This window comes from Moorena sp. SIOASIH (assembly GCF_010671925.1).
GTDB lineage: Bacteria > Cyanobacteriota > Cyanobacteriia > Cyanobacteriales > Coleofasciculaceae > Moorena.
Map to the genome: position 1 here is coordinate 825,743 of NZ_JAAHIH010000001.1, position 19,902 is coordinate 845,644.

At 44.3% G+C, this 19,902-nt stretch carries 13 protein-coding genes and 1 riboswitch; of the genes, 7 read left to right on the plus strand and 6 right to left on the minus strand.

Translation table 11 applies throughout. The features are described 5' to 3' along the window. Positions 1-6: 6 nt before the first annotated feature. From F6J90_RS03680 to F6J90_RS03710, 7 genes are all read left to right on the plus strand, one after another. Entirely contained in the window at positions 7-2,571 is a 2,565-nt protein-coding gene (locus tag F6J90_RS03680) for a response regulator (protein WP_293091134.1), read from the plus strand. 254 nt (positions 2,572-2,825) lie between these two features. After that, on the plus strand, positions 2,826-3,188 hold the full coding sequence (locus tag F6J90_RS03685; RefSeq protein ID WP_293091135.1) for a hypothetical protein: 363 nt from the start codon (positions 2,826-2,828) through the stop codon (positions 3,186-3,188). Between the two features lie 254 nt (positions 3,189-3,442). Further along, the gene (locus F6J90_RS03690; protein WP_293091136.1) at positions 3,443-6,736 is read left to right on the plus strand and encodes a PAS domain S-box protein; all 3,294 of its coding nucleotides are present in this window, start codon (positions 3,443-3,445) and stop codon (positions 6,734-6,736) included. A 313-nt stretch (positions 6,737-7,049) separates the two neighbouring features. Further along, a complete protein-coding gene (locus F6J90_RS03695; RefSeq protein WP_293091137.1) occupies positions 7,050-8,540 on the plus strand; it encodes a response regulator in 1,491 nt (496 codons plus the stop codon). Between the two features lie 261 nt (positions 8,541-8,801). Beyond that, positions 8,802-9,044 carry a hypothetical protein gene (locus F6J90_RS03700; RefSeq protein ID WP_293091138.1) on the plus strand — a complete coding sequence of 81 codons (243 nt, stop codon included), beginning with the start codon at positions 8,802-8,804 and terminating at the stop codon, positions 9,042-9,044. A 20-nt stretch (positions 9,045-9,064) separates the two neighbouring features. After that, positions 9,065-9,460, plus strand: a complete 396-nt coding sequence (locus F6J90_RS03705; protein WP_293091139.1) for a response regulator — start codon at positions 9,065-9,067, stop codon at positions 9,458-9,460. Beyond that, positions 9,457-11,295 (plus strand): ATP-binding protein, encoded by a 1,839-nt coding sequence (locus tag F6J90_RS03710; protein ID WP_293091140.1) that lies wholly within the window; start codon positions 9,457-9,459, stop codon positions 11,293-11,295. The genes F6J90_RS03705 and F6J90_RS03710 overlap by 4 nt, the downstream gene beginning before the upstream one ends. A gap of 140 nt (positions 11,296-11,435) precedes the next feature. On the opposite strand, the gene F6J90_RS03715 is transcribed toward F6J90_RS03710, so the two are convergent. From F6J90_RS03715 to ftsH3, 6 genes are all read right to left on the minus strand, one after another. Then, a complete protein-coding gene (locus F6J90_RS03715) occupies positions 11,436-11,807 on the minus strand; it encodes a zf-TFIIB domain-containing protein (RefSeq protein WP_293091141.1) in 372 nt (123 codons plus the stop codon). Between the two features lie 213 nt (positions 11,808-12,020). Continuing rightward, a complete protein-coding gene (locus F6J90_RS03720) occupies positions 12,021-13,571 on the minus strand; it encodes an L-lactate permease (RefSeq protein ID WP_293091142.1) in 1,551 nt (516 codons plus the stop codon). A 260-nt stretch (positions 13,572-13,831) separates the two neighbouring features. Then, the gene (gene cysE, locus F6J90_RS03725; protein WP_293091143.1) at positions 13,832-14,629 is read right to left on the minus strand and encodes a serine O-acetyltransferase; all 798 of its coding nucleotides are present in this window, start codon (positions 14,627-14,629) and stop codon (positions 13,832-13,834) included. 238 nt (positions 14,630-14,867) lie between these two features. Continuing rightward, positions 14,868-15,584, minus strand: coding sequence for an iron-containing redox enzyme family protein (locus F6J90_RS03730; protein ID WP_293091144.1), 717 nt, complete (start codon positions 15,582-15,584; stop codon positions 14,868-14,870). A 467-nt stretch (positions 15,585-16,051) separates the two neighbouring features. Further along, complete coding sequence (gene thiC, locus F6J90_RS03735) at positions 16,052-17,425, minus strand: phosphomethylpyrimidine synthase (RefSeq protein WP_293091145.1); 1,374 nt, start codon at positions 17,423-17,425, stop codon at positions 16,052-16,054. Between the two features lie 6 nt (positions 17,426-17,431). After that, a riboswitch (TPP riboswitch) is annotated at positions 17,432-17,528 on the minus strand. A 297-nt stretch (positions 17,529-17,825) separates the two neighbouring features. Then, positions 17,826-19,667 (minus strand): ATP-dependent zinc metalloprotease FtsH3, encoded by a 1,842-nt coding sequence (gene ftsH3 / locus F6J90_RS03740; protein WP_293091146.1) that lies wholly within the window; start codon positions 19,665-19,667, stop codon positions 17,826-17,828. Between the last annotated feature and the right edge of the window lie 235 nt (positions 19,668-19,902).

Below are 19,902 nucleotides of genomic sequence, written 5' to 3' on the forward strand. Positions count from 1 at the left end.
AGTGACATGTTCCGACAGATGTACTCGAAACTTTCCCTCAGAGCAAAAATACTATTGCCGATGCTCTTTGTGTTCCTGGGAATGTGGATAGTAGGAACCTTTAGTTTGGGCTATTTTTTCACTAAGCGTCTGGAACAGCAAGTGCAAGAGGAGATCGAGGACTTCTCATCCATACAATTGCATGCCTTTGAACAGGAAAAAGAAACTCTATTTTTGAAAGCAAGGTGGATAGCTGACAGAGAGGATGTTTCCACATTAGTTGCAGCAGGGAACCGGCAAAAGCTGTTTCAGTATTTACTGCCGATACAGTTATCTTATCAGCTCGATCTGCTTAAACTCGTAGACAAGAACGGGTCTATATTGCTGGAACTGCGGCAGGCAGACCTTAACCAAGTTGAGCTACTCGACGAGACAGTCAACCAAGCGGCAAGCATTGGGATGGATTTGTTCGATTTCGTGCCAGCTGAAGACAATGCCCCATCGCTCCTAGTCGGTCTAACCTCGGTGAAGTCTGCCCAGGAAATCTTAGGGGGAATAATCGTTGGCATTACTATTAGCGATGAATGGCTCGAACAATTACGCCCCCATAGGCACCATCACCTCGTTACCTTCTATGATTCTCAGGTTACTGCCTCTACCTTAACCGATGCTAAAAATGCTCCTTGGCAGCCACCGCCAATCAAATCCCTACCAGTGCAGGTCACTATTGCCGAGAAAAACTACATTGCCAAAAGTGTAGAGATCACCGGGATCAATGGTAAGGGGGGCAAACTGGTTTTACTGTACTCCGCCGCACCTCTTGAGCAGGTGCAGGGAAAGTTGTGGTTCAGTATCAGTGCTTTGTGCTTGCTGGGGTCAGCAATTACCACCGTAGTTGCCAACAGGGTCACTTTCTTGATTACCCGTAACATTCAACAAGTAACAGAGGTAGCCCAGCGCGTCACTCAAGATGATAATTTTACTCTACAAGCCCCGATCATATCCCAAGATGAAATAGGAGTCTTAGCCACTTCTCTGAATCATCTTATTCAACAAGTAAAGCATCTTTTGGCATCCAAAGAAGCAGAAGTCCAACGTCAACAGCTCCTCAGCCAAGAATTACAAGCAGCTAAAGAAACCGCTGAAATTGCCAACCGTGCCAAAAGTGAGTTCCTGGCCAATATGAGTCATGAACTGCGCACTCCCCTCAATGGCATCCTCGGCTATACCCAAATCCTCCAACGCTCTAAAATCATGAGCCCTGAAGAACTCAAGGGCATCCGTGTCATCCACCAATGTGGCAACCACCTACTCACCCTGATTAACGATATTTTAGACATTTCTAAAATCGAGGCTAAGAAAATGGAACTGTACCCAACCAATTTTCATTTTCCCTCCTTTTTAGAAAATCTAGTTGACATCTGCCGTATCCGCGCTGATCACAAAGATATTGTATTTATTTACCAACCCCAAAATCAACTCCCCAATCACATCCATGGCGATGAAAAACGCCTGCGACAAATACTAATTAACTTACTGGGTAATGGGATTAAGTTTACTGACACTGGGACAGTGACTTTCAAGGTAAATGTCTTAGAGTCAAAGCCCTTAACAAAAGGAGAAGACAAAAAACAAAACAACCATGGAATTTTGAGAACAATTCGGTTTCAAATTGAAGACACCGGTATTGGTATGAGTGCAGAACACATCGAACGCATAGTGTTGCCCTTTGAGCAGGTGGGGAATCCCTTAAGTCGAGCCGAAGGCACCGGATTAGGATTAGCCATTACTCAGAAACTGCTTGAAATGATGGGGTCTACTTTGGAAGTGCAAAGCCAGCTCGGTGTGGGCAGTTTATTTTGGTTCGATTTGAAGTTGCCAGAAGCCACAGAAGTAACTGATGCGATCGCTCCTAACAAGACAATTATTGGTTTCCTTGGCCAAGGCCGCAAAATTCTGGTGGTGGATGATAAACCGGAAAATCGCTGGGTACTGGTGAATCTGCTAGCTCCCCTTGGCTTTGAACTCGAAGAAGCGAGCCATGGTCAAGAGGGTTTACAGAAAGCCACACAGTTCCAACCGGATCTGATTATTACTGACTTGTTGATGCCACAGATGGATGGTTTTGAGATGATCCGACAGTTGCGAGAATCCTCCCAATTCTCATCAGTATTAGTGATCGCTTGTTCAGCCAGTGTGTTTGATGATCACCAGCACCAAAGTAGTGAGGCTGGAGCAGATGATTTTTTGCCCAAGCCAGTAGAGTCAAAAAAGCTATTAGAGAAGTTACAGGTAAATCTGAAACTAGAATGGGTTTATGAAGAAGAAGAAGATAAAGATAAAAACCTCACGACCAAGGCACCATCCCCTCTCAAAACTGAAAAGTCGATGGTGCCGCCCTCAAAAGAAGCACTAGACCACCTGTACGATCTGGCGAAGACTGGCTTAATTAGCGAGATTTTAAAACAAGTGGAAATCCTGGAAAAATCTGATGATAAGTTAATCCCGTTCAGCCAACATCTCCGTCAATTAGCCGAAGACTTTAAACTCAAGAAAATTCGACAGTTTATTCAGCAATATCGGGATAAATAATAATTATAGCAAAGGGAGCAGGCAGTAGGGAGTAGGGAGTAGGGAGTAGGGAGTAGGGAGTAGGGAGTAGGGAGTAGGGAGTAGGGAGTAGGGAGTAGGGAACAGGGAACAGGAAAGTGGGAAAAGGGAAAAAATATTGTTTACCTCATTAGGCTATAAAAAGCTATAAATTCAAAAAATTTATTTATTCATAAATAAATAAATAAAACCAGGCATAAAACTCTATATTGTGTATAGCAATCCGTGTAGGAATTGTGAGAATTTTTGTTCCCTACTCCCGTCTTGATGCAGTCGCTCATGGGGGAAACCACGGCAGTCGCTGGGGGAACGGCAGTCGCTCATGGGGGAGACCACGGCAGACCGCGAGTGGGGGAAACCACGGCAGACCGCGAGTGGGGGGAACCCCCAAGACCGCACTGCCTCCCCAAGACCGCGCTGCCTCCCCAAGACCGCGCTGCCTCCCCAAGACCGCGCTGCCTCCCCAAGACCGCGCTGCCTCCCCAAGACCGCGCTGCATCGCTACTCCCTACTCCCTACTCCCTACTCCCTGCTCCCTGTTCCCTGTTCCCTGTTCCCTGTTCCCTGTTCCCTTTGCTATAGGATTGATTCATAACTAATCCTACAGGTATATAGTTGCGGCAGAAGTACTGAATATTATCTTAAAAAAAATCCTACTACAGTTTTTTGTGTAATTAAAGGGAACAATTAAAGGGAAACAGTGAACATAATACTTTTGAAAAAGTAGCAAAAAATCAACTAGTTAATCGGAGCAATGAAAACTATCAAACAAATTAGCCCTATAGCGGAAATAAACTACTTTCTAGCTATTTTTATACCTTTAACGATAGGGATAGGAAGTTTTCTAGTGCTCATGCATCGCACCGAGGTTAAGGTTGACACAACAGAAGTCAACCTTAATGAAATCCGTAATGTTGAGATGGCAGCTCAACGAGCAGCTAGTGATTTCCATGTCATTGTATCAGACTTGAGATTCCTAGCCAATCAAAATGAGTTACGAGGAATGTTAGATAGCACCAGTGATGCTCTCCAAGAAACTGAAAAGTGGCGCATGGCTCTTACTCAAGAATATCTGATCCTGCTTCGAGAGAAAGGGCTTTATGACCAAATTCGCTTTCTGGATACAACTGGTAAAGAAATTGTTAGAGTCAACTTTAACCAGGGTCAGCCGGTTATTGTGCCTGAGGAACAACTGCAAGTCAAGGCAAATCGTTACTGGTTTCAAAAAACCTTAGCTTTGCCAAAGGGAGAAATGTTTGTCTCTCCCCTAGACCTGAATGTCGAAAATGGAAAAATTGAACACCCCCTGAAGCCAGTAATTCGCGTTGGTAGCCCTGTGTTTGACAGTTATGGTCAGAAACGGGGCATCGTCATCATTAACTATTTTCCTAAACATTTCATCAATAGTTTGGAACCCGAAAATAACACCTCTTTAGGGGAAATGATGCTGTTGAATGGTGAGGGATTTTGGCTGAAGGGAACCAACCCAGAGGATGAATGGGGATTCATGTATCCTAACCGCAAAGACCGTACCTTTGCCAAGGCGTTTCCAAAAGCATGGCAACGGATTTCTAAGGCTGATCACGGGCAGTTTGAAACTGCCAACGGTAAGTTTACCTTTACCACTGTTCATCCTTTCTACGAGATGCAAACAGCTAAAACTGCTGTACAAAAGCGTTTTTCTGATCTCACTAGGATCGATGCTAACTCCGATACCTGGAAAATTGTCACCTACATTTCCCCTAAGGTGATAAATAAACGCTCCCGTGATTCCTGGAAGCCGCTAGGGCTGCTTTATGGTAGTTTAGTGGTGCTAATTGGTATTGGTTCTAGCTTACTAGCACGGGCTAAGGTAGAGCATCAGCACGCAGAAGAGGAACTGGGACTGAGTCAGGAACGCTTGCAGCTAGCCTTAGAAGGATCCGGTGATGGACTCTGGGACTGGAACATCACGACTGGAGAGGTTTATTACAGTCCCCGGTGGTTAGAAATGCTGGGCTATGATGTGGATGAGCTACCAGGATACCTCAGCAGTTGGGAAAAGCTGATACATCCAGAGGATAAACCCTTGGTAAGGTCGTTGCTGAATGCTTGTCTAAAGAACAGTTCGGTTCTCTTTGCCTGTGACCATAGAGTACGAACCAAATCCGGTCAATGGAAATGGATTGCCATTTACGGTAAAGTGGTTGCTCATGATCACAAGGGCAACCCGAAACGAATGGCAGGAACCCATAAAGATATTAGCGATCGCAAACAGGCCGAGGAAGAACTGCGGCTGAGCAGAGAACGCTTTCGCACGCTCTATGAAAATACACCAGTTATGCTGCATTCGATTGATAGCAATGGCAGATTGCTCAGTGTCAGTAACTACTGGCTTGAGAAGCTAGGCTACGAGCGTAGTGAAGTTATTGGAAGACAATCCACTGATTTTTTAACAGAATCACCCCAGTACGCCCAAGGGGTGTTTCTGCCTAAATGTTTTGAGACAGAAATGTGCTTGGATGTTCCCTATCAGGTGATTTGCAAGAATGGAGAAATCATTGACGTGCTTCTTTCCGCTATTGCTGAACAAGATGAGTTAGGTCAGGTGGTTCGGTCTCTAGCGGTTATGGTTGATGTCACTGCTCGCAACCGAGCGGAAGCCGCACTGCAACATGCTAAAGAGGCTGCGGAAGTTGCCAATCGTGCCAAAAGCGAATTCCTGGCTAACATGAGCCACGAACTAAGAACCCCCCTTAATGGTATCCTTGGCTACACCCAAATCCTCAAAAAGTCCAAAACCATGACCCCTGAGGAACTCAAAGGCGTCCACATCATTCATCAGTGTGGTTCACACCTGTTAACCCTAATTAACGACATTCTGGATCTCTCCAAAATTGAAGCCAGGAAAATGGAACTCGTTCCTAGAAATGTTCATTTTTCCTCCTTTCTGGAAAACCTGGTTGACATCTGCTGTATCCGCGCTGATCAGAAGGACATTGTATTTACTTACCAACCCCTTTCTCAACTCCCCAATGGCATCTATGGGGATGATAAACGCCTACGACAAGTACTGATGAACCTGCTAAGTAATGCCATCAAGTTTACCGACTCTGGGGAAGTAACCTTCAAAGTGAGTGTCCTTGAATCTACGCAAAATGATAACCCCCCATCACCCCCCTCCACCCGACCCTTCACAACGGAGGTAGACAATGGTCAAAAAGAGCTTAAGAAAGAACAAAGGACAAAAATCCGGTTTCAAGTAGAAGATACTGGGATTGGTATAACCCCAGAGCAATTAGAAACGATTTTTTTGCCCTTTGAGCAAGTAGGAAATCCCTTTCGCAAAGCAGAAGGGACAGGATTGGGATTAGCGATTACTCAGAAACTCTTGTCCATGATGAACTCTAGCTTAGAAGTAAGGAGCCAGCCCGGAATTGGCACTGTGTTTTGGTTTGATTTGGAGTTGCCAGAAGCCACAGAAAGCTTAGATGCCCCAATGGCTTCTCAAACAGGGATCATTGGCTTCAAAGGTAAGGAGCGGAAAATCCTGGTAGTGGATGATCAATGGGAAAATCGCATGGTTTTGGTTAATCTGCTTGCCCCCCTTGGGTTTGAACTGGTGGAGGCAACCAACGGTCAAGAGGGTTTGGAGAAAGCTCAGTGTCAGCCTGACGTAATTATTACCGACTTGCTCATGCCAGGGATCGATGGTTGGGAATTAATCCGACAGCTGCGAGAATCCCCCCAATTAAAGTCAGTAGTGGTGATTGCTTGCTCAGCCAGCGTATTTAATACTCACCAACACAAGAGTATTGAGTCTGGGGCGGACGAGTTTCTGCCCAAGCCAGTAGATTCAGAAAGACTATTCGAGATATTACGGATGCATCTGAGACTGGAATGGGTGTATGAAGGAAAAGAACAAGGAGAAAAGATGATGGCTGAAAACATCTCATGTCAAACTACAGAGATTATCCCTCCCCCAGCTGAAAAACTTGCTCAGCTCTATGATTTGGCCAGAACAGGCTTAATCAGCGAAATTTTAGAACAAGTGGATAATCTGGAAAAATCCGATGAAAAATTGGCGATTTTTGCCCAACATATCCAGCAATTCGCTCAAGGCTTTCAGGTCAAAAAAATCCAAGATTTCATCAAACAATACCTATAACGTAATTAGTTAAGAGGTAAGCCTATGCGCTACAGATGGTGCTACTTTAGGTGCCCTCAGCTAACGCCCTACGCCCATGCTACCCTTGCCAGCGAGCCAATAGCCTACTTTCCGGCTAAGCAAACGCTCATTGATAATGAGAGCAAAGTTTTAGGGTTTAATGGGATTAACATTAATAAAATCCTATTTATACGGCTTAACTATTACGACTTAATGCTGATAGCTTTATGGTTAGGTTGATTAGGATTTATTATGAGCATTTAGTAACATTAATTGGTTAATTGCTTTGACCACTCTATAAAAAGGTGTAACAATGATCAATGGCCAGAATGAACAACTAATATTAATTGTAGATGATATCGCCACCAATTTAGAAGTACTATCCACTACATTGATCAGTGCTGGTTTCAAAGTTGCAGTCGCCACTGATGGCGAAAGCGCCATTGAACAGGTTGACTATAAACCGCCGGATCTGATTGTGTTAGATGTAATGATGCCAGGAATTGATGGATTTGAAACGTGCCATCGGCTGAAGGAAAATCCGTTAACCCGTGAAATTCCCGTGATTTTTATGACAGCGCTGAGCGAGACCGTGAACAAGGTCAAGGGTTTTTCTCTTGGAGCAGTGGACTATCTGACCAAACCGATTCAGTCAGAGGAAGTATTAGCCAGAGTTAGAACCCATTTGCAACTGCAAAGTCAGGCAAAGGCCCTCAAGGAGCAAAATGCCCTTCTTAAAGAGGAAATTGAACAGCGAAGGTCAGCAGAAGCGAGGTGGCAAAACACCCTAGAACAGCTCGAAGCTGCCCAAAGCCAGATAATCGCCCAAGAAAAACTCGCTGCTCTTGGACAACTGGTTGCAGGAATCGCTCACGAAATCAATACTCCCCTGGGAGCAATTCGCTCCTGTGTGGGCAATCTGTCTAACTTCTTCAACGACCACCTCCACCAATTACCCTCATTTTTTCAAGGACTCTCGCCAGAACGTCAGTCGGATTTGTTGGCCTTACTCCAATACTCCAGCCGACAGACTACCCCTCTATCTACCCGAGAGCAACGTCAACTCAAACGAAGGTTGAAAAGCCAACTGGAATCCTACGCTATTGATAAAGCCGTAAAGCTAGCCAATTTATTAGCGGGAATTGGGGTTTATGAGGACTTCGAAGAGTTTTTGCCTCTCCTGAAAGACCCAGACAACGAAATGATTTTAACCACTGCCTATCAATTAGCTAACCTCTATACCAGTACGCGCAACATTACCACTGCCGTAGAACGAGCTACAAAAGTGGTGTTTGCCTTGAAAACTTATGCTCGTTATGACTCTAGTGGGGAAAAGATAGATGCACAGATTACTGACGGGATTGACACGGTCTTGACTCTTTATCATAACCAACTCAAACATGGCGTAGACGTCTACAGAAACTATGACGATTCTTTGCCAGTTATCCGGTGCTATCCTGATGAACTCAATCAAGTCTGGACTAATCTGATTCACAATGCCCTCCAAGCCATGGAGAACAAGGGGAATTTAATCATTAATGTCAGGCAGGAAGATGACCAAATCAAGGTCAGCATTACTGACACTGGCAAGGGGATTCCTCCTGAAATTCAGCCGAAAATCTTTCAGCCGTTCTTTACCACGAAACCCGCTGGAGAAGGCAGTGGCTTGGGATTAGATATTGTTAGGAAAATTGTAGAGAAACATCACGGACACATGGAGGTGGAGTCCGTACCCGGTGAAACTACCTTTACAGTTTCCCTACCGATTCAGCAGCCACACCCGATGGCTGAGGAGGTACATTGAGATGATGAACCTGAAACTGTTATTTGGACAGGATTGCTGGGGAACTTTATAAGTGTAGCTAGTTATCAGTGTAGCTAGTTCATAAACAATCGTCCAAGGCAAGAAAACCCGGTCTAGGCAAGAGCGGGGAGTGTCAAAACTGTGGCTAGTTGCAGTCCATGTCATTAAATCATCCATAGTAACCAAGAATGATTACACTCCCAGGCTATCGGCTCACTGAGGGAATTTACTAAGCGCCTTAGAACCCTAGTTTATCAAGGGGTGTGTGAGGCTGACCAGAAATTTGTCATCTTCGATCAAAACCGTAAGATTACTGATGCGATTAGCCCGAAGGGCTACGCTACGCGAACGCGACCTTGCCTACTCAACCCATCTCGACCGTCTCCCTACCTTTTCATACCAATTTTTCAAAGTAGGACTACAGATATAGATGGAGAAATGGGGAGATGGGGAGATGGCCAGATGAAATTGATGTGTAGCCGTAATGAGCCAGAATTGGTATGAATTCAATGAGGAAACTAGTCATGTCTGACGCCGTAATTTTATGTGTTGATGATGAAATATCGATCTTGAAAAGCTTGGAGATGGAACTTCAAGCAGCTTTTGAAGATAAGTATCTCTATGAATTTGCTGAAAGTGCTGATGAAGCCTTGGAAATCATTGATGAACTCTATGATAATGGAGAGCAAATTCTAATTATTGTCTCCGATTGGTTAATGCCAGGAATGAAAGGGGATCAATTTCTGATTAATGTCCATCACAAATATCCCGATATTATTAAAGTGATGCTAACGGGACAAGCTGATGACGAAGCGGTTGAACGGGCGCAACAATATGCTAACCTATATCGATGTTTACACAAACCCTGGAATACTCAGGAATTAATTTTAACAATTCAGTCTGCTTTAGTCGAATTATGAATCGAACTGCCATTATCTGCGTTGATGACGAACAAACTATCCTAGATAGTCTGAAGATGGAGTTAGAAACTACTTTGGGAGATAACTATCTGATTGAAATTACCCAAGGTGGGGAAGAAGCTTTAGAAGTATTCTCAGAATTAGTAGAGGATAACTATGAAGTTGCGCTGGTTATTTCCGACTACATCATGCCCAATCTGAAAGGGGATGAATTACTCAAGCGCATTCATAATATTTCACCCAAAACCCTCAAAATTATGTTGACTGGGCAAGCGGATTTGGAAGCGGTGGGAAATGTGATTAACTATGCTAAATTATATCGTTATATCCCTAAACCTTGGCAGGCTGACGACCTCAGAATCACGGTAAAAGAGGCATTGTATAGTTATTCTCAGGATAAGGCGCTAGCTGAAAAAAATGCTCAACTCCAGACAATGAATAAAGCGCTAGAACAATCAAACCGCGAACAAGCTGACTTAATTTCCCAACTCCACGAAAATGAGAATCGCTTGAGGCAGTTCTTAGAAGCTATGCCTGTGGGAGTATGTGTAACCGATGCCAAGGGTAAGCCTTATTTGATCAATAAAGCTGGACAGCAGATTTCAGACCGAGCCATCATAGAGTCAGCTACAGGGTCACAGTTACAAGACACTTATCAGATTTATCTCGCTGGAACTGAGCAACTTTACCCGAAAGCAGAGAATCCGATTTTGAGGGCGTTGCAGGGGGAGAGTGTAGCAGTTGACGATATGGAAATACGCCAACGGGACAAGATGATTCCTGTAGAAGCTTGGGGTACACCTATCTATGATCAAGACGGAAATGTGGCCTATGCGATCGCAGCCTTTCAAGACATCACCGAACGTAAACGAGCCGAAGCCGAGCGGGAGCGATTACTCGCGGAACTCTCTCAACTGAATCAGGATTTGCAGCAAGCCAATGCCCAACTAGAAGACTATTCCCACAACTTAGAAGAGAAAGTAGAACAAAGAACCGTCGAATTAAAAGCTGCTCAACAGCAGATTGTTGTCCAAGAAAAACTTGCCTCCCTCGGGGCGTTAACCGCAGGTATTGCCCATGAGCTCAGAAATCCTCTCAATTTTGTTAACAACTATGCTGAAGGTTCGGTTGAGCTGGTGGAGGAAGCGATTGAAGAACTTGACAACCAATCTGAACATCTCGATCCAGACGCTGTAGACTATCTCAAAGAGATTTTAACCGACATCAAAGAAAATTCCCTAGCCATCAATAAGCACGGTAACAGAGCCGATGGCATTATTAGCAGTATGATGCTGCACGCACGAAGCGAGAGCTCTCAACATCAACTGACTGACCTCAATGAACTTTTAGCCGAAGCAGTACAGTTGGTGTATCACAGCAAGCGAGCCTCTGACAATCGCTTCAATATTACGATTGACACAGATTACGATAACTCTATTGAACAATTAGAGCTAGTATCAAATGATCTCAGCCGCGCCTTCATTAACCTACTTGACAATAGTTGCTATGCGGTTCAAGCCAAACAGCAATCTTATCAGTCAAATCCAGATCAGGTGGACGAAGCCTTTACCCCGACATTGCGGGTCAAAACCCAAAATCTGGAGCAGACGGTAGAAATCCGCATCCGTGACAATGGTATAGGGATACCACCGAAGATTCAAGAGAAAATTTTCCATCCTTTCTTTACCACTAAACCAACTGGAGAAGGAACAGGATTAGGATTATCAATGACCCATGATATCATCGTCGGTCAACATGGAGGAACCTTGAAGCTGGAAACTGAAGTGGGAGCGTATAGTGAATTTATCATCACTTTACCTAAACCAGGCGAATAGAGCTTATCATTTCAGACTTGAGTATTTCGAACCTGCTTGATCAGGGAAATTAGCATCCTGGTCAAGCTACTACGTTTTCCATAGGTTTTCCCAGTGCCAGCAAATTAATTGACATTAAAAATTGCTACTTAGCCTATTAATTAGCTAAAGATATCCTTCAAAATGTCTGCTATTCCCTCTTCTTTATAATCCTTAAATTCACCAGCATCAAACCAGATACCATAGCATACCGGGCATTTTTCATACCGAATATGAGTCTGTTTTATATCAACCATTTTGGTCAGTTTTGTCTGGCATTTAGGGCAATTGATATCTCTAATTTCATTAAATTTACTCCCTGTTTTCGGGTCACCTGTATCTATAATCTCGGAACCTTTTATCTCCTTCAACAGTTGAGCTTCCATGGAATCAAACCAGATCCCTTGACAACTGGTGCAGCGGTCTACAGGAATAGTTGAATACACAACTGCTTCTAAGGTTCCTTCACATTTAGGGCATTTAAGCTGGGTCATTTGGCTAAACCATCTCTAGGATTTACATATCATACTCGGTAGCCAGACATAATTCAAGTTGACTGTTCAGACCAGGGAACTTTGGATCGGGGATCGGGTATCTTGGAACAGAAAGGGTTTGAGCAACTTTAAGTTTCTTAACCAATTTAACATAATTAATTTAACATAAATTATGTCCAGTTATTTATTTTATACTTACCAAAAATAGAGATTTTATGATACAGCCAAAACCAGGAGTGACATAATAACTGCGACTGCTCCTAGAACAACTAGTCCCATCTGCCGGAGCAAAAAGACTTCAGCTCCAGACCACCCAACAGCAGTGGCAGCAATAATAGCGCGAGCAGGTGAAATCATCGTGGCGTGGGCGCTAGCTCCGTTCTGAGCTCCCATCAGCCACTCTAGTGGTAAGCCAGACTGAATGCTTACCTCTTGTTGTAATTGGGAAAGCAGGGCATTACTCGCAGTATTTGAACCAGTAATCCAGCCTCCTAGAGCAGCTAACCAAGGTGCAACCCATATATACTTGTCACCAAGTGTTGCTGCGGCCATGCCTAGACTAGCTATCATGCCACTGGCTTGCATAACTTGAGAGGCTGCTAGAAAACAGGCGAGTGCTATGGCTCCAGGGATAAATTGTTGCCAAGCTTGTATTGTTATTACTTGCAGTTTGTGTACGACTGTTCCCAAAATTGTGACTGTAGCCAAAGCTGTCAAAAGTAAATAAAAGCCTGGGTTGTAAAGCAGCGGTAGATTTAGATTGATGGCAGCTATGGATATCACAAAATGGCTCTTCAGCCAAATTTTTATAGGAACAACTAAGCGAGAAATCAGCAGAATTGCTGTCAGAATCCCGTAGGGAGCTATTACCTGCCAGAGGGATACTTTAGTAATACCATGCTCAGCAGAATCATGAGCCGTTTTTTCGGAACTATTACGGGCAGTGTTGACTAGATTTACTGTTCTTTTTCGTTTTGCCTTATGAAATAGCTTATGAAATAGTTTTCGGTTTGCCCACACCACTAAGAATGACATCACCAGTGTGCTGCCAAGTACACCGGCCAGTTCAACCCCAGGAATCCAACTGAACCCCCAAACTCCTATGGTAAGAACCACTCCGGCAGCGATCGCTTCTGGCCATCGGCGTTGCACGGATTTCTTTCCGCCACTCACTGCTAGTGCCACCAGTCCGTAAACTACGGGCAGAGGAGCAGTCAAAAGAGCAGTACTCGAACCTAGAATACTAGGATCTAGATTAGTTATTTCTGCTCCAAGAACTGTACCTATGGCTAGCCCTCCCCAAGGTACAGCCATTTGACCCAAAATACCCAGTATAGCTGACTGAGCAGAACTATAACCTAATGCGAGAAACAGTGGAATTACTAAAATCGTACCAACTCCAAATCCACTAACTGACTCGGCAAAAGGAGCGAACCCAATCACTAGCAGCAACACCTGTAAGTCTCGCTCAGGAACTAAGCGAGCAATACCCCGTCCTAAAAGGCTCATACCATCTACAGACTTGAGCAGATAGTAAAGTAGCAAACTTGGAAATAGCACGTAGAACACTGATAGTGATGTCGCAAGTCCCTTGACCAAAGCCAGTAGTAATTGCCCAGGAAACAAACGAAAAACAGGAAATAGTAGTGTTGAACCTATAGCAGCTATCAAAGTAGCAAGTCCTGCCTGTTGGCTTGGTCGCTGCAATACCACTAGCATTACTATGGCTACCCACAGGGGCATAGTAGCAATTATGATTTCCAAGACATTTGTCTCCTGTATTAACAATAGTTAATCGTAAGCATTCAGCTAATGCGCTACGCGCACGCTACTTGAGGTGCCGTCAGCCGTCAGCTATCATGCTAATCAACGGGAGGTAGTAAAAAAGCTGGGGGGTGCTGGTACGGCTGGTTGAAAATCCCTGCTCGTACTGATCCGACCCTGTGGAGTTAAAGGGCCTGCTAGCACCTCAAGTAGCGTGCGCGCAGCGCATTAGCTGATAGCTGACGGCTGAATGCTTACAGTTAATCTACTTTTGCTAGCTGGCGGCTATCTAAATTAGGATTCTGAGATAAGTTGATAGCTGGAGCTTGAGACAACAGCTTTTCGGTGAACTGCATGTCTCTAAACTGCTGTAATTGGTTTAGTTTGATTTCCAACTCATCTATCCTTTGGATAAGTTTATCAACCACATTAGCTACTGGATCCGGGATGTTACTGTGAGCAAGTGGACTAATCGGTTTGGCGAATTGCCTAACTATTCGTCCCGGAATCCCAACAACAGTGCAGTCATTAGGAACAGAGCTTAAAACTACTGAGCCTGCTCCAATACGGCTATTGTTACCAATTTCAATGTCCCCAAGAATTTTTGCTCCCGCTCCGACGATTACATTTTTTCCCACAGTAGGATGACGTTTACCTAGTTGTTTGCCAGTCCCACCTAAAGTAACACCTTGATAAATTAAGGTTCCATCTCCAACGATGGCGGTTTGCCCAATTACTACACCTGCACCGTGATCAATAAATATGCCCCGACCAAGGGTAGCACCTGGATGAATGTCAATTCCTGTTAGCCAACGGACAATGTAGGATACGAAGCGAGACAGCCAAAATAAACGGTGGCGATATAAGATATGGGCAAAGCGATGAACCGTAACTGCCTGTAAGCCTGGATAGCAAGTTAACACCTCAAGCCAAGAGCATGCAGCAGGATCTTTCTCAAACACAGCCTCAAAATCTGCTCGAATAGAATCCCACAAGCCTAAAGTAGATGAAGCTGTGGTTTGGCCATGTTTATTCAAAGCTTCAAGAGAATGCTTCATTTCTGATTTTTGTTTCATTTTGAGTCAAAATAATATAGCAGTTAGCAGTGAGCTATCAGGCATCGGCTTTTTTGCTTTTCCTTGTCCTATGTGTCGTTCAGGGTTTTCAGGAGTACCTGATTAAATTGCCAACTGCTATAATAAATATCTGAGCAATTTGTGAGGATTTGGTATTTTGAAGCAGTAGAGTGATTTGATTGATGGACTCTACTTACTTCTATGCCACTCAATTATTCACTCAATTTACAGCTGCCATCTGCTTAGTCATGGCTAATTTGTAGTTATTCGTCCAAAATGTATCCCAATTATGTTTGGCTTTCTGATAGCCAGCCGTTAAATTATCTACGGTAGATGGATCCGCATCAACTATCTCATTAATGGCATCTCTGACCTTTTGACGATGGATAATATCAGCTTCACCAACATGAAAGTTCCAAAACTCCCAATCAATGGTGTGTTTGTTTTCTTTGATGTATGGGTTTTTGACAAGATATTTGTACATAGTAGACAGATAAACTTGGCAAAGACACTCTCCGCCCATGCCACATAATCCAATAACATAGGTGGTAGGCTTGGTTAAAGTTAGTTGCTTTATCTCATCAAGCAAAATCTTATTTTCTTCGCTAAGAGAGTCTTCAAATAACTCTTGATTTAGACCAATACTTAACAGATATTTATCCCATAGTTGGAGATGATTATTTTCATGATCTCCTTCCCCTAACTCTTCTGCTAGTATCTCAGCGGTTAAGCTTTTAAATTTGCCATAAGGAGCTTTGGAAATTAGAATTGCCAGATTATCAGGAAACTCTTTGGTAAAATGACGGTACTGGATACATATCTGCTGTAAAGCTGACAGTGGGGCATGTTGTAAATATTGCAGTTTCTCATCAGCTAGATATTCAGCTTCCAGTCGAGAATGATCTGCCATAGTCCAAAATTCGTCACGAGTTTTCATTTTTTTTATCCTTTGTGTGTTTTATCTTCGCTCTATAACTACCATCAGTCGCTAATCTGAAAATTCCCTGAGTTTTCTCTTAAATTAACTGGTTAATCAGCTGTGAAGCATCTAATTTGAAATGCCTTATAATTATCAAATTTATATGAAATAGCTTCATGAATTCTACATATAGTTTTTTTTATAGGTATAAATACGCGCTATTTTATTTACAAATAATGGTGAGCTGATAATTGCTAAAAGCTGTGTAACTTGGCTTTTATATTGCCTATTTCCTATTGCCTATTCCCTATTGCCTATTTCTTATTCCTTATTGCCTATTCCCTATTGCCTATTCCCAGCGTGTAGCGCTCTAATAGGTAAATGGCAGTAAAAATCCCACGTGCTTTTAGGCGTGGTAGTGTAAAAAAAACCGGCTTCTGCTAGGAAACCGGGTTTTTCAAAGATTTAGTTTATTGATGATTGAATTAAGCTTGATGGGCAGGTTCTTTCGCCAAGAACTTCTCTAGTTCAGTCAAGGCATCAGCATCAACTTTAGTTTGCATGGGGCAGAACTTTGGTCCACACATGGAACAAAACTCTGCTGTCTTATAGATATCTGCTGGCAGGGTTTCATCATGGTATTCCCGAGCTCGTTCGGGGTCAAGGGAAAGTTCAAACTGGCGGTTCCAGTCGAAGTTGTAGCGAGCAATGGAGAGTTGATCATCCCGGTCCCGTGCTCCTGGACGATGCCTGGCAATATCCGCTGCATGAGCAGCAATCTTGTAGGCAATCAAGCCATTGCGCACATCTTCAGCATCGGGCAGTCCCAAATGTTCTTTCGGGGTTACATAGCACAGCATGGCGGTACCGTACCAGCCAGCCAAAGCTGCCCCAATGGCGGAGGTGATATGGTCATATCCAGGAGCAATGTCTGTCACTAGTGGTCCTAGGACATAGAAAGGTGCTTCTGAACACTCTTCCATCTGCTTTTTGACATTGAACTCAATTTGATCCATCGGCACATGACCAGGTCCTTCTACCATCACCTGTACATCATGTTCCCAAGCACGACGAGTCAACTGCCCCAATGTTTTCAATTCTGCTAACTGGGCTTGATCAGATGCATCATGGGTGCAGCCAGGACGCAGGGAATCTCCTAAGCTGAAGGAGACATCGTGTTTCTTGAAAATCTCGATAATGTCGTCAAAGTGGGTATAGAGGGGATTTTGCTTGTGGTGATGGAGCATCCACTTGGCGAGGATACCACCACCACGAGAAACAATGCCGGTTAGCCGGTTTCTGACCAAAGGCAGATGTTCAATTAAGATGCCAGCGTGAATGGTTTGATAGTCAACTCCTTGCTGAGCGTGCTTTTCAATGATGTGGAGAAAGTCATCGGCAGTAAGGTTTTCCACCTTGCCGTGGACACTTTCTAAGGTTTGGTAAACTGGTACCGTGCCAATGGGTACAGGTGAGGCATTAATGATGGCGGAACGAATCTCATCCAAGTTGCCACCACCTGTAGACAAGTCCATAACGGTATCCGCCCCGTACTTCACGGCCAAGTTAACCTTCTCTAGCTCTTCATCAAGATTAGAAGAGTTGGGGGAGGCACCGATATTGGCATTCACCTTACATTTGGAGGCAATACCAATACACATTGGCTCTAGGTTAGTGTGGTTGATATTGGCGGGGATAATCATTCGCCCCCGTGCCACTTCATCTTTGATCAGCTCAACGGGAAGGTTTTCCCGCTGGGCTACGTAGTGCATCTCTTCTGTCAGAAGACCCTGGCGAGCATAGTACATTTGAGTCACATTGCTCTGACCACGGCGCTTGGCAACCCATTCAATTCGCATATTTAATTTCCTCGATCACAGCTTCCCTCCGCCGGTATTAACCGGACTCAGGTTCTAAGGGTGTAATCTCAGCCTGGTTTCTCAGGCACCCCTAGCTTGGTTTGATTATACTATCACAAAAAAATCCTTCGGATTTAGGATCGCGCTCCTTGCCATAGATTCACACGTGGGGAATCTATGGAATTCGAGATTATTTAGATTAGCTTATGGAATTTTGAACAGGAATATTTATATCCTTATTCTTTTTTAAGATTTAATTTAAAAAGAATACAGGACAGTGCTTAGTTACACTGTCCTGTTACGGTGTTCTATTAAGGTATCCTGTTACGGATGATTAACGGCTCGACGCTATTGTATTCAGCATTGTATTCACCTAGGTGATTGCCCACATCGCCTTGTGTTAAAGAGCGATCGCAGCCATCTTGACATCGTTAGTGCTTAAAATCTCTTGGAGTTCCTCAGCATCTACGGTTTCTTTATCAATCAGCATTTCAGCAAGCTTATCGAGGATGTGCTTATTGCTAAGAATTACATTCTTAGCCCGTTCGTAGGCTTCATCAACTAGCTTGCGAACCTCTTCATCAATGGTTGATGCTGTGGCATCTGAGAAATCCCGGTCTGAAGCAATATCCCGACCTAGGAACATACTGCCATTCTGCCGTCCTAGGGCAACTGGACCAAGGCGATCGCTCATACCATAGCGCATTACCATCTGCCGTGCCACCCGAGTCACCTGTTGCAAGTCATTGGAAGCACCTGTGGTCACTTCTTCTTCACCGAAGATAATTTCTTCAGCAATCCGACCACCTAAGGCCACTGCCATCTGATTTTGCAGGTAAGAACGGGAAAACATGCCTGAATCCATCCGGTCTTCGCTAGGGGTGAACCAAGTCAAACCACCAGCACGACCCCGAGGAATAATGCTAATTTTCTGCACTGGGTCATAATCAGGCATTAAGGCACCCACAAGGGCGTGACCTGCTTCGTGAAACGCTACTAGGGTTTTCCGTTTCTCGCTCATCACCCGGTCTTTCTTCTCTGGCCCTGCAAGTACCCGGTCAATGGCATCATTCACCTCATCCATCGAGATTTCGGTTAAGTTGCGACGGGCTGCCAAAATTGCTGCTTCATTGAGCAAGTTGGATAAATCTGCTCCGGTGAAACCAGGGGTCCGACGGGCAATCTTTTCTAGATCCACATCTTTGGCGAGGGTTTTACCACGAGCATGAACGTTGAGAATTTCCAAACGTCCGGCATAATCAGGACGGTCTACTACTACTTGTCGATCAAAACGACCAGGGCGTAGTAGGGCAGCATCAAGAACATCTGGGCGGTTGGTAGCAGCAATAATGATAATACCGGTATTACCTTCAAACCCATCCATTTCAGTCAGTAACTGGTTAAGGGTTTGCTCCCGTTCATCATTACCACCGCCTAAACCGGCACCCCGCTGACGCCCCACAGCATCGATTTCATCAATAAATACAATACACGGAGCATTGTTCTTGGCTTGCTCAAATAGGTCCCGCACCCGAGAAGCACCAACCCCTACGAACATCTCGACGAACTCAGAACCAGAGATGGAGAAAAATGGAACACCTGCTTCCCCAGCTACTGCACGAGCTAAGAGAGTTTTACCGGTTCCTGGAGGTCCCACGAGCAGGACTCCCTTGGGAATTTTAGCCCCAATAGCAGTGAAGCGGTCAGCATTTTTGAGGAAGTCTACTACTTCGTTAAGTTCTAGCTTGGCTTGCTCAATACCCGCCACATCCCCAAAGGTTACCTGAGTTTGGGGTTCCATTTGGACTCTAGCCTTGGACTTGCCAAAGTTCATGGCTTGAGAACCTGGACCATTCTGGGCACGCCGCAGTAATAGAAACAATCCCACCAAGAGCAGAATCGGGAAGAAGAAGCTGCTTAAGGTCTTGAACCAGAAGCCTTCATCATTCTGGGGTAGAACTGAAATATCTACACCGTTATCATTCAGAAGGTTGATTAGTTGTGGGTCATTGGGGAGATTGACCTCTACCTGACGACCATCTTGAGCGATCGCGATCGCTTTACTGCGGTCAGCGCTAATTCTAACCGTTTCCACTTTGCCGGTCTTGACTTGGCTAATCAGCTGGTCGTAGCGCCACGTATCTCGACTTGGGGACGGTTTGTCCAAAAATGCTGTACCAAGGGCGATCACTACTATGGCTAGGAGTGCATACAGCCCTGCGTTTCTCCACTTTTTATTCACTCGTTGTTACCTCCATAGATTCGAGGATGTGGCAAATATAGAATTTAGCTTCTTATATTAATTTATGTTAACCTTTCTGAGGAAAACTGGGCGGACTTTATCCTAAAACAGCCTTTCTGGAAGCGTTTTATCCCTTGTGATACCTAAAAATAGTGTTTCGATGGCTGGTGTGGGTTGACCTAGAGCAATGCTTAATATTATAATTTGAGACTTTGGATACCGAACAGCCAACAGG